This window comes from Maribellus mangrovi (assembly GCF_037646455.1).
Classification (GTDB): domain Bacteria; phylum Bacteroidota; class Bacteroidia; order Bacteroidales; family Prolixibacteraceae; genus Draconibacterium; species Draconibacterium mangrovi_A.
Window position 1 is genome coordinate 213,989 of the sequence record NZ_JBBIXN010000002.1, and the last position, 11,469, is coordinate 225,457.

Here is an 11,469-nt window from a genome sequence, read left to right on the forward strand (position 1 = left end):
TAGTTTTGCGCCAATGAAGCAATTTTACACTCTTATTATTCTCCTGCTAACAGCCACACTTAGTTTTGGACAAAGCAGCAATGCAACTTTAAAAGGTGTTCTGAAAGACACAAAGGGAGTACCGCTCGACATGGTAAATGTTGTACTGAAAGAATTCCCGACTCTTGGAACGACCACCAATGCAAGAGGAGAATTTTCGCTTCGTATTCCGGCAAAAAAGCAACTCACGGTTGTATATTCTTCCTTGGGTTATAAAACCTTCCAGGATTCGGTGTTTGCAAAACCCGAAGAAACCATTATAAAGAATATTGAAATGCCGGAGCAAAATCTGGAACTGGCAGAGATCGTGGTTCGGGAGCAAAGGCGCAGCGGTGGTAACCTTACCAGCCTCGATCCGAAAATTGTGACGGCCATACCCAATGCTTCAGGAGCTCTTGAAACGATGCTGAAAACACTGCCGGGAGTTTCATCCAATAACGAACTGAGTTCGCAATACACCGTTCGTGGTGGTAATTTCGATGAAAACCTGGTGTACGTAAATGATGTAGAAGTCTACCGACCTTTTTTGATTCGCTCGGGGCAGCAGGAAGGATTGAGCTTTGTTAACAGCGACATGGTTTCCACCATCGATTTTTCGGCCGGTGGTTTTAACGCCAAGTATGGCGATAAAATGTCGTCGGTACTCGATATAAAATACAGAAAACCCAGCGATTTTAAGGGCTCTGCAACAATGAGCCTTCTGGGTGCTTCAGCGCATTTCGAAGATGTGGCCCTAAAAGGAAAACTCTCGCACATTACCGGTGTTCGTTACAAAACCAGCAAATACATCCTTGGTAGCCTTGATGAAACCGGTGAATATGATCCGCGTTTCCTCGATGTTCAAACGTATATTTCATATCAACTTTCTGAAAAATTCGATCTTTCATTTTTAGGAAACATTGCTCAAAACAAGTACAAATTTATTCCCGAAACCCGTCAAACCAGTTTTGGTACCTGGCAAAATCCGCTGAATACAAAAATTTATTTTAGCGGACAGGAAGTGGATAATTTCGAAACCTACCTTGGGGCATTTACACTTAATTACCACCCCAACCGAAATTTGAACCTGAAATTTATAGGTTCGGCCTACCATACCAAAGAACAGGAAACCTACGATATTCTGGGTGAATATTACCTGAATCAGCTGGAACGTAATCTGGGATCGGATGAATTTGGCGACAGCACGTTGAACCTCGGGGTTGGTAGTTTCCTGAATCATGCACGAAACTACCTGAAAGCAAACGTATTCAGCTTCTACCATAAAGGAGCTTATAATTCAGATAAACATCTGTTAAACTGGGGGATCAAGTTTCAGCACGAAGAAATTGAAGACCAGCTCAATGAATGGATCTACCGTGATTCAGCGGGTTATTCCATTCCCTATTCTGATAGTGAAGTTCTTTTGTACTATACACTTAATGCTAACAACAGTATCAGCTCAAACAGAATTACAGGTTATATCCAGGATACATGGAGTTTTCCATTAAGTGTAGGCGATTTATACCTGAACGGAGGGCTGCGCTTTAATTACTGGGATTTTAACAAAGAACTGCTGATCAGTCCGCGTGCCACACTAACCTACTTCCCGGAGTGGGAAAAGAAAATGTCGTTTCGTTTATCGGCCGGAATGTACCATCAATCGCCTTTTTTCAAAGAAATTAAAAACAGCGACGGCAGTATTAACTACGATGCAAAAGCACAACGATCGGTGCAGGTGGTTGGAGGAACAGACCTGCTGTTTACGGCCTGGGGACGTCCCTTCCGCTTTACATCAGAAGCTTATTACAAACACATGAATCGACTAATTCCTTATCAGATCGATAATGTTCGAATTCGTTACCTGGGTGAACAGGAAGCTACCGGTTATGCCACAGGGATCGATATGAAAGTAAACGGTGAATTTGTGAGTGGCTTACAGTCATGGGCCAGTTTGTCTTTCCTGCAAACAGAGGAAAACGTTAAGGGCGACGGACACGGTTTTATTCCACGTCCAACGGATCAGACCGTAAACTTCAGCTTGTTCTTCCAGGACTATTTTCCTGGAAATCCAACTTACCGGATGCAACTTTCAGCCTTTTATGGTTCACGTTTACCCACCGGACCGCCTAACGGCGAGCGTTACCAGGACGTTTACAGGATGCCGGCCTACCGAAGGATCGATCTTGGCTTTTCAAAAGTGTTTATCAGTCCGGCAAACACCAGCAATGCCTGGCTGTTAAAAGATATCACTGATTTAATGGTAAGCCTCGAAGTATTTAATCTTCTCGACATCAACAACACCATTTCTTATTTTTGGGTATCGAGCATTTACGGCGATCAGTTTGCTGTTCCCAATTACCTCACCGGCAGAAAAATCAATTTGAAACTTACCGTAAAATTCTAAATTCGATCGGTCTTTTAAACTGCTGCATGAGAAGATTAGTTTAATTCTTCATTTTCAAAACTTATTACCCGAACACCCTGTTGATAAAGTATTAACTTTGAAGTTCTAAAATCGATTACCACACATACAATATTTGAGGATGAAACTTACCATTTACCAGATTGATGCATTTGCAGAACAAGTTTTTGAAGGAAATCCGGCTGCTGTTGTACCTTTAGAGGATTGGCTGCCTGACGAAGTGATGCAAAACATTGCCCTGGAAAACAACCTTTCTGAAACAGCTTTCTTTATTCCTGCTGAAAACGGCTATAAAATTCGATGGTTTACACCACTTGCTGAAGTGGATTTGTGCGGACATGCAACTTTGGCTGCATCACATGTGCTGTTTCAGCATATGAATTACGAAAAGGATGAAATACAGTTTGAATCCCGAAGCGGAATTCTGAAAGTAAGTAAAGAAGAAGACCACATGGTGATGAATTTTCCATCTTCGAAAGTGGAAGCTAAATACATCCCACCTGTTTTAAAAACCGCTTTCAATGTTCATCCGGTAAAGTGTTACGTGGGGCGGGAAGATCTGTTACTGGTGTTTAACAGCGAAAAAGATATACTGAAACTGAATCCTGACTTTATGAGCATTGCAGGTGCGACCAAACGCGGATTAATTTGTACCGCCAAGTCTGATGAATACGATTTTGTTTCGCGATTTTTTGCGCCATCGGTTGGAATTAATGAAGATCCGGTCACCGGATCGGCACACACCATGCTTATTCCCTATTGGGCCAGGCAACTGAAAAAGACCAACATGAAAGCTAAACAAGTGTCGAAACGCGGAGGAATTTTATACTGTAAATACCTCGACGACCGCGTAGAAATTGGCGGAAAAGCTGTGACTTATATGCAAGGCGAAATCACGGTTTAGCACTGACGTCGTACGCCATTAGCGCATCGCCATGACGAACATATAAAATACCGTTGTTTATTACAGGATGTGCCCAGTGTTCTTTGGTTCCAAGCGGCACTTCAAATTTGCTAACTATTTCAAAACTCTCGGGTGTGGCTTTTGCCAGAGCTATTTCACCATCGCGTTCAGCATAACAATAAAACATATTGTCGGCATAAATTACCGCACCGCCGCCAAAATCTTTATTCTGGGTTAATGTTTCGCCGGTTTTCCAACTCATAACGCGCCAGTCGTTTTTCAGGTACGACGAGCCATAAAAACAGCTGTCGACTTTTACCACTCCTCCCATCAAATTCATGTAGCGGTTATTTCTCCACATTTCCTCCACACTTTTACCGTCGTCGGATAACTGCAACTGAACCATTCCTGAAGTCTTTTCACGGCCGGCACTGACCATCAGTATTTTGCCATCAACATAAACCGGTGTGTTGGCATGAATTTTATTCCCCTGGGTTTGCTCCACACGCCAGTATTTTTCACCCGTATCAGCGTCTATACCCATTATGGAGTTTGAAGTCATGGCAATGACCAGTTTTTGTCCATTGTGATCAACTAAAATGGGCGAATTGTAGGTAGCAATCTCTCCTTCTCCTTCGCAACTCCACAGCAACTCGCCGGTAAAACGGTTTAGGGCCACTACATTAAATTCTTTTCCACCGGCGACACAGATCAAGCGATCTCCGTCAAGAAGCACCGATTCTGAATGGCCAAACTGGATCACCGAATCTTCATCAAAATCCACCTGAAAATCTTTCGACCAGATCTCCTCACCCGAGTTGGCATCCAACGCATAAACAGCTCCCATTCCACTTTCAATGTAAATAATATCATCCGACACAACCGGTGTAGAGCGTGTCCCGTGGTAGAGCAAACTAAAATCCTTGCCATAATCCCTTTCATAAAGCAGCTCACCATTTGCGTCGAAAGCAAACAAAGTTCCCATCGACTCAAGAGTATCTTTTACTCCGGTTACAAAAATTTTATTATTGACTGCTGCAACCGAACTGTGCCCGTATCCGAGTCCTTCAAACGACCACAACATTTCGGGACCGGATTCAGGCCATTCTTTCAACAAATCGGTCTCGTTGTAAATACCGTCGCGGTTCGGGCCACGCCAATCCGAAAATTGTTGTTTGGGTTGCTGACAAGCCCCTAAAAAAAGAATAGCAAAAAAAGAAATGATGATAGTCGATCTCATAATTTTTGGTTTAAACTGGAAAACACGAAAATAGGAATATTTTCTACGATTAGTATCTTCGCGGTGAGAATGATTACAGATTTTAACTGAATAGTATGAACGATCCGTTTGGAGCGGCCATCTCCGATTATTTTGAACACGGCAAAGCACCGGATATTCTGGTTAATACAAATTATACCGAAGATGAAAGTATCACGGTTTCCTATTTATTTCGAACTGAAAAAGAAATGCCTGAAATCGAAAAAACGGCACTAAACCATTGCAAAGGGAAAGTCCTGGATGTTGGAGCCGCGGCCGGTTGTCATTCGCTTCTATTGCAGGAAAGAGGATTACAAGTTACTGCACTGGACAGTTCTGCACGTGCAGTAAAAATAATGGAAAGAAGAGGTATTCATAATGTGGTACAATCCGACATTTACAGTTACTCGGACACACAATACGATACGCTTCTGTTGTTGATGAATGGTGCCGGAATAGGTGGAACCGTTGCGGGTTTAAAGCAATTGCTGGATCATTTAAGAACGCTTTTGAATACGAACGCTCAAATACTGATTGATTCTTCCGACATTAAATATTTGTTTCAGGAGGAAGATGGCTCTTTTTGGGTCGACCTGAACAACAGCAATTATTATGGCGAAATGCAATATGAACTGAGTTATAAAAACCACAAAGCATCTTTTAACTGGTTATTTGTAGATGCTGACAAACTCCGGAAAATCGCATCAGAAGCGGGTTATCATTTTCAATTGCTAAGCAAAGGCGATCACTTTGATTACCTGGCCAAACTTACCTTGAAATAATTTTATCAGTAATCACCACCCAAAAACTGCCTTTACCTCAAGCCTTCTTTGCAGACCGATACTAGTCGTTCGCCGAAATTATTGAGCCTTTCACAGATAATGTTTTACAAATTCAGGTCGTTTACATAATTTCATATCGAAATTTTGCACTGAAAACAAAAAACCATGAAAGTAATTATTCTTTTATCCTCCATTTTTTACATCCTTGGTCTTAAACTCAGTCATACCATAGATGTCATCAAAATAAAGCCCAGAGTTGAACGAGTTACTATGCAGGAAACAGCACCCGTAAAAACAGAAAAATCAATTGATTTTGAGGGTGCTAAAGAGCTCACCGCCAAACCTGATTCGGTTAAGTGCGGCGACACCGGCTCCGAAGAGGTGCTGCAATAATAAAGAAGTTAACATAGACGGATAAAAATAATGTTGTTTTAAGGGAAATCATGGTTCATGATTTCCCTTTTTCTTTTAACTTACACTAAACAAAAATCAGAAAATCGACCGGGCATGAACTGTAAAATCACAACGAACGATATTCGGATTGAAAGCTGGAACCAACTGGTAGAAGAAGTGTATTACGATTCGTGGAAACCCGGTCTGGGAAGGTTCAGAAGCGATTATGCTTTTCGTGGATTATCGGATTGCCGTTACCAACTTGAGAACAGTTTTTTGCGCAATTGCGGAAATCACCCCGAACTGGAATATCACCTGCTCAGAAACTTCCGTAAATACGCACGAACAACAGAGCGAGGACAAACTGAAACCCAGCTTCGCTCGCTGGTGCTGGCCCAACACCATGGCCTGCCAACTCGTTTGCTCGACTGGACTTATTCGCCTTTTACTGCCATGCATTTTGCCACGGCCAATACCGAAAAATACGACATCGACGGAGTAATTTGGCAGGTAGATTTTGTAAAAGTGAATGACCAGATACCGGAGCCCTTAAAGGTGCTGATAGACGAAGAAAAATGCAATGCATTTACTGTTGAAATCCTGGAATCGAAATTTTCGACCATACATCAACTCGATCGAACGATCGGATCGGGACATGCACTGTTCTTTGAACCGCCTTCGCTCGACGACCGCATTGTTAACCAGTTTGCCTTATTTTCGGTAATGACCAGTGCCACATCCATTTTGGATGACTGGTTAATCAAACATCCGGATTTTTACCGCCGAATAATCATTCCGGCGAAACTGAAATGGGAAATCAGGGACAAACTCGATCAGGCAAACATTACTGAGCGTGTTCTTTTCCCAGGATTAGACGGTCTGGCTGATTGGCTTAAACGCCATTATCAACCAAAATGCAGCTAAAGTGTTATATTATAAAGTCTTAATTTGAATACTATGGCTAAATCAAATATGAATCGGCGCAAATTTATAGGTGCCCTCGGACTGGGAACCGCTCATCTTATGTTTTCTAATCCGCTACATGCAGGCAATTCTCAATCTTTGGGGATGAGCCCTGTGCAGCGCGTAAAACTCGGAAATTCAGGGATCGAAACCACCCTGATAGGAATGGGAACCGGTGTGCACGCTACCAATCGAACCAGTTACCTCACCCGGCAGGATAAGCTGAAAAGTATTGAAACCATAGAATTCGCTTACGACAAGGGTATTCGTAATTTCGATCTGGCAGATACTTATGGAACACATCCACTAATGGCTGAAGCCTTAAAAAAAATGAACCGCGAAGATCTGACACTGACCTCAAAAATCTGGTTTCGTGGAGGTGGAATCCCGGAAAAAGAACGTCCGGATGCCGATGTGGTTATTGACAGGTTCAGAAAAGAATTAAAGACCGATTACATCGATCTGGTGCAAATTCATTGCATGGTTGAAGAAAACTGGACAGAAATGCTGGCTCCTCAAATGGAGATCATGGAAACGCTAAAAGCAAAAGGTATTATTCGTGCCCATGGTGTTTCAGTTCATTCCTTGGATGCGATGAAAGATGCCTTACAAAGTCCCTGGGTTGATGTTATTCATGTTCGGATAAATCCTTACGGAATTGCCATGGATAAACCTGATCCGGAAGAAGTAGTTGAGGTTATTCACCAGTTGCATAACTCGGGCAAAGGTGTTATAGGCATGAAACTGGTTGGCGACGGAAAGTTTCGCGACGACAGCGAGAAAATTAACAATTCACTGAAATTTGTGCTGGGACTGGGTAGTGTTAACATGATGATCGTCGGATTTGAAACCAAGGATCAAATCGATAACTACCTGTCGAGAATGGAAAAAACGTTGGCTGAAATCAACAGGTCGTAAAAGCACATTTTCGCATTACAAAAACACTGTTTTTTTCTCACGATTACTTTTTAAACAAGCCTCCAGAATTTTAAGCACCGCGAGTGCTTCTTCAGGTTTAACCAATAATTCAGCCCCATTTCTGATGGCCTCGTATATGTTTTTGTAAAACTGGTTGTAATCGCCGGGGATCGATTCGATCAATTCTTCCACTTCTTCTCCGACCTCTTCATAAACCAGCGTTCCCCAATCTTCCGGCTCTTCCCTGCCCCAGTCGTCACCAAGGGGTAAATTACCCGCCTTCATCAATTCTTCCTGTGCATCAATTCCATATTTGTGAAAAGTGCCGTGTTCACCATGAATCGTGTAACGCGGCCCCGGATCTTTAACCAGGTAGGAACATTTTAACAAAGCTGCAAAAGCTTTGTATTCAAGCCGAATGTCGTAGTAATCCGTTACTACGCCTAGTGCTCTCACGATCTTTAAATGGGCAGTAACTGCGTTAGGCTGGCCAAATAAAACAAAGGCCTGATCCACCATGTGCGAACCAAGGTTGTAGAGAACGCCGGAATACTCATCGCCTTCCTCCTTCCAGGTATCGGGAGCTATGTAGGTGCGATAGCGATCGAAATGCGATTCAAATTCAATCAAGCGACCAAACTTAGCCTCCTCCAACACCTTTCTAACGGTTCTGAAATCGGCATCCCATCGCCTATTCTGAAATACCGAGAAAACCACACCTTTTTCCTGTGCCAGTTCAATAAGGTCGGCAGCTTCGTCACTATTCAAAGTAACCGGCTTTTCTACAACAACATGCTTCCCCTTTAACATAGCCGCTTTAGCCATTTCGTAATGCAGTTTGTCGGGCGTATTTACAACAATCAATTCTATTTCGTTGTCATTTAGGATCGCATCATATGACCTTACAATTTTCACTGCCGGAAACAACCCTTTTGAAAGTTCTTTTGAACGTTCGAGAACAGCTACTACCTCGAACCCCGGATTTACTTTCAATAGCGGCCCGTGAAACACTTTACCCGACATACCAAAGGATGCCAGTGCAGTTTTTATCGGAGAATTCATATCATTTATTTTTTTGAATTTTAAATGTAATGAATTTAGTGCAAGTCGCTAAAACTTGCTGAAAAACATCTCTACATTTCGCTATTGTATAACACATTCATTACCAAAAGCAAAGAAATGATTGTAACTTCGAGTAAGATAAACCGGAACGTCAAGTTAAACTATGCAGACATTTATTAACAGTTATCTCAAAGAGCTCAAGTGCGTTAACCTTGAAACTGGTGAATTTCCCGGGCCTTTCCTGACGATTTCACGACAGGCAGGATGTTCGGCGCAACGGATTGCCATTAAGCTTTCGAAGATTTTAACGGGCTACAGTTACATGTCGGAAACCAAAACCGATGCCGAATGGAAATGGGTGGACAAAACCGTATTTTCTGAAGTGGTTGATGAAATGATCGGTGAAGTAAAAGCCGGTGAATATGATGATGCTGAGGAAGCTATTCGCTTTTTAAAGGAAGTGTCCAGGGCATTTTCCGATGAAACTATATACGATATTTCGGACAAGAACCTAATAAATACTTTGAAAGGTATTATTTGCCGGCTGGCCGACCAGGGACGAACAATTATTGTAGGAAGATCGGCAGGTGTTATTTTAAAAGATGTTCCCAATAAACTTAACATTCGACTTGAAGCACCTACCGACTGGCGTATACACCGGGTAATGCAATTAAAAGACTTTAGTCGGGCCGAAGCGCAGGCTTACATTAAACAGGCCGATGAAAAAAGGGATTCCTTTATCGAAAAGATCATTGGCAGAAAGGCTGAAAACAACGATTTCGATGTCATCTTTAATTATGCTTCGCTCGAAGACGATCAGATTGTAGATGCAGTAATCAACATTCTTAAGAACAAAAGAATTATTGCTTCGCCCAACGATGACTAATGGGTAAAAAATTGTACATTTGGAAAACATGAATTAATCATCTCCATAAATGGAGATACAAATACTTAAATCTCACCTTACAGAGGCCTTTTTTCGGAAAGGCCTTTTTATTTTCAAAAAAACCTGTGCTTTCGTTGTGCATTTCTGATAAATATGGCGTTTATTTGTAAATAGAATTTTAAACGTACTTCACTTTCAAGCGGTTGTGATGCCGTATAATTTTCTAAACGTTCTTCAACCATTTATTTTATCGGCGTGTAAAACGCCAAAACATTTACATTTTAATTTAATTTTCTATTTAATTTATGAATTTATTTGTTGCAAAGTTAAAGCCTACCATAACAGGCGATAACCTACAAGAACTTTTCTCTGTATTCGGAGAAGTAACATCAGCTAAAGTAATTATGGACCGGGAAACCGGCAATTCGAAAGGTTATGGTTTTGTTGAAATGCCTAACGACGAAGAAGCAAATGCTGCCATTGCCGGATTGAATGACACGGAAGTAGAAGGTAACAACATTGTTGTTAAGGAAGCAAATCCTCCACAGGAGCGCCCACGCCGAGATTTCAGAGGCGGTGGTGGTGGTTATAACCGCGGTGGTGGCTACAATCGTGGTGGCGACCGCAGAGGCGGTGGTGGTTACAACCGTGGCGGCGACCGCAGAGGCGGTGGCGGTGGTTACGACAGAAACCGCGAAGACAGGTGGTAAAGAAAAAAACGAACGGTTAAAAAAGGTGCTTCAAAATTTTGAAGCACCTTTTTTTATGGATTTTAAACTCCTTTTTACAATTTCTTCAGCCATGCTTCAGCATCGATTAGTTCGGTTTTGTCCTCGGTTTTAAGTGCATAGTTAAAACCCGGTTGAATACAGAATGATCCGTATTCGCCTTTTGTATTTAAAGCAATGTAACCAATCTGGTGTTTCTCGTAATCCGGGATTTTTTTGGCAATTCGTTTTACGGCTTCCTCGCATGCTTTTGATGGCGACATGCCCTGACGCATTAATTCAACCACCAAAAAGGATCCAACGGTTTTCATGACCAGTTCGCCCGAACCGGTTGCTGTGGCTCCACCCACTTCACCGTCAACAAACAGACCGGCGCCAATGATTGGTGAGTCACCTACCCTTCCCGGCATTTTGTAGCCCATTCCGCTTGTGGTACAAGCTCCCGAAATACGGCCATCTTTATCCAGCGCCAGCATACCGATCGTATCGTGGTTGTCTTCCGTTACATTCTCAATGTTGATCTTATTGCTGAATTTGGCGTTCTCTTTTTTCCACTTCTTCCACGATTCTTTTCGAGCCTTTGTAAGTAATTTTTCTTTTTTGAATCCATTATCAAGGGCAAACTCCAGGGCACCTTTTCCACTCAGCATCACATGGGGAGTTTTTTCCATCACCAAACGTGCCACTGATACGGGGTGTACGATATGCTGAAGATAAGTAACACTTCCTGCTCTGCCTTTTTCATCCATAATACAGGCATCGAGCGTGACTTTACCACTGGCATCAGGTATTCCGCCTTTTCCAACAGTAATAACATCCGGATCGCCTTCAGGAACACGAACACCGGCCTCAACCGCATCAAGCGAGTGTCCGCCTTCGGCCAGTATTTTCCAGGCTGCCTCGTTAGCAGGCAAACCATGGTTCCAGGTTGAAATTACTACAGGAAACTTTCCTTCTTCGGCAAACGATGTAGCGGCAAATCCATGCTTTACCATTCCGATTCCGGCCAGTGCCATCGTGCTTTTCGCCAGAAATGATCTTCTTGATACCATATAAACAAATTGTTGGTTTAAAATCGCAAATTAAGCAAAAAGAATACCACAAGAAATGACAATCCGAATTAACTTCAATTTGA

General features: G+C 42.4%; 11 protein-coding genes. 8 read left to right on the plus strand and 3 right to left on the minus strand.

All coding sequences use genetic code 11. From position 1 onward, the window contains the following. Window positions 1–13 precede the first annotated feature (13 nt). Both WFY05_RS08855 and WFY05_RS08860 read left to right on the plus strand, forming a co-directional pair. Window positions 14–2,422 (plus strand): TonB-dependent receptor, encoded by a 2,409-nt coding sequence (locus WFY05_RS08855; protein WP_340112448.1) that lies wholly within the window; start codon window positions 14–16, stop codon window positions 2,420–2,422. Window positions 2,423–2,561: 139 nt separating this feature from the next. Continuing rightward, a complete protein-coding gene (locus WFY05_RS08860; protein WP_340112449.1) occupies window positions 2,562–3,344 on the plus strand; it encodes a PhzF family phenazine biosynthesis protein in 783 nt (260 codons plus the stop codon). On the opposite strand, the gene WFY05_RS08865 is transcribed toward WFY05_RS08860, so the two are convergent. Beyond that, window positions 3,334–4,584 carry an outer membrane protein assembly factor BamB family protein gene (locus WFY05_RS08865; protein ID WP_340112451.1) on the minus strand — a complete coding sequence of 417 codons (1,251 nt, stop codon included), beginning with the start codon at window positions 4,582–4,584 and terminating at the stop codon, window positions 3,334–3,336. The genes WFY05_RS08860 and WFY05_RS08865 overlap by 11 nt on opposite strands. A 95-nt stretch (window positions 4,585–4,679) precedes the next feature. Between WFY05_RS08865 and WFY05_RS08870 the strand changes: the two genes are divergently transcribed. The 4 genes from WFY05_RS08870 to WFY05_RS08885 all read left to right on the plus strand — a co-directional run bounded on the left by WFY05_RS08870 (window position 4,680) and on the right by WFY05_RS08885 (window position 7,658). Then, on the plus strand, window positions 4,680–5,384 hold the full coding sequence (locus WFY05_RS08870; RefSeq protein ID WP_340112453.1) for a class I SAM-dependent methyltransferase: 705 nt from the start codon (window positions 4,680–4,682) through the stop codon (window positions 5,382–5,384). A gap of 165 nt (window positions 5,385–5,549) precedes the next feature. Further along, window positions 5,550–5,777, plus strand: a complete 228-nt coding sequence (locus WFY05_RS08875) for a hypothetical protein (protein WP_340112454.1) — start codon at window positions 5,550–5,552, stop codon at window positions 5,775–5,777. A gap of 114 nt (window positions 5,778–5,891) precedes the next feature. Next, on the plus strand, window positions 5,892–6,701 hold the full coding sequence (locus WFY05_RS08880) for an FRG domain-containing protein (protein WP_340112455.1): 810 nt from the start codon (window positions 5,892–5,894) through the stop codon (window positions 6,699–6,701). A gap of 33 nt (window positions 6,702–6,734) precedes the next feature. Next, entirely contained in the window at window positions 6,735–7,658 is a 924-nt protein-coding gene (locus WFY05_RS08885; RefSeq protein WP_340112457.1) for an aldo/keto reductase, read from the plus strand. A 15-nt stretch (window positions 7,659–7,673) separates the two neighbouring features. Here the strand turns inward: WFY05_RS08885 and WFY05_RS08890 are convergent, their stop codons facing one another. Next, on the minus strand, window positions 7,674–8,720 hold the full coding sequence (locus WFY05_RS08890) for a Gfo/Idh/MocA family oxidoreductase (RefSeq protein ID WP_340112458.1): 1,047 nt from the start codon (window positions 8,718–8,720) through the stop codon (window positions 7,674–7,676). Between the two features lie 163 nt (window positions 8,721–8,883). On the opposite strand from WFY05_RS08890, the gene WFY05_RS08895 reads away from it, so the two are divergent. Both WFY05_RS08895 and rbp read left to right on the plus strand, forming a co-directional pair. Next, entirely contained in the window at window positions 8,884–9,606 is a 723-nt protein-coding gene (locus WFY05_RS08895) for a cytidylate kinase-like family protein (protein WP_340112460.1), read from the plus strand. A gap of 305 nt (window positions 9,607–9,911) precedes the next feature. Further along, the gene (gene rbp, locus WFY05_RS08900; protein ID WP_340112462.1) at window positions 9,912–10,316 is read left to right on the plus strand and encodes an RNA-binding regulator; all 405 of its coding nucleotides are present in this window, start codon (window positions 9,912–9,914) and stop codon (window positions 10,314–10,316) included. 74 nt (window positions 10,317–10,390) lie between these two features. Here the strand turns inward: rbp and WFY05_RS08905 are convergent, their stop codons facing one another. Further along, window positions 10,391–11,386 (minus strand): isoaspartyl peptidase/L-asparaginase family protein, encoded by a 996-nt coding sequence (locus WFY05_RS08905; RefSeq protein ID WP_340112463.1) that lies wholly within the window; start codon window positions 11,384–11,386, stop codon window positions 10,391–10,393. Window positions 11,387–11,469: the final 83 nt, after the last annotated feature.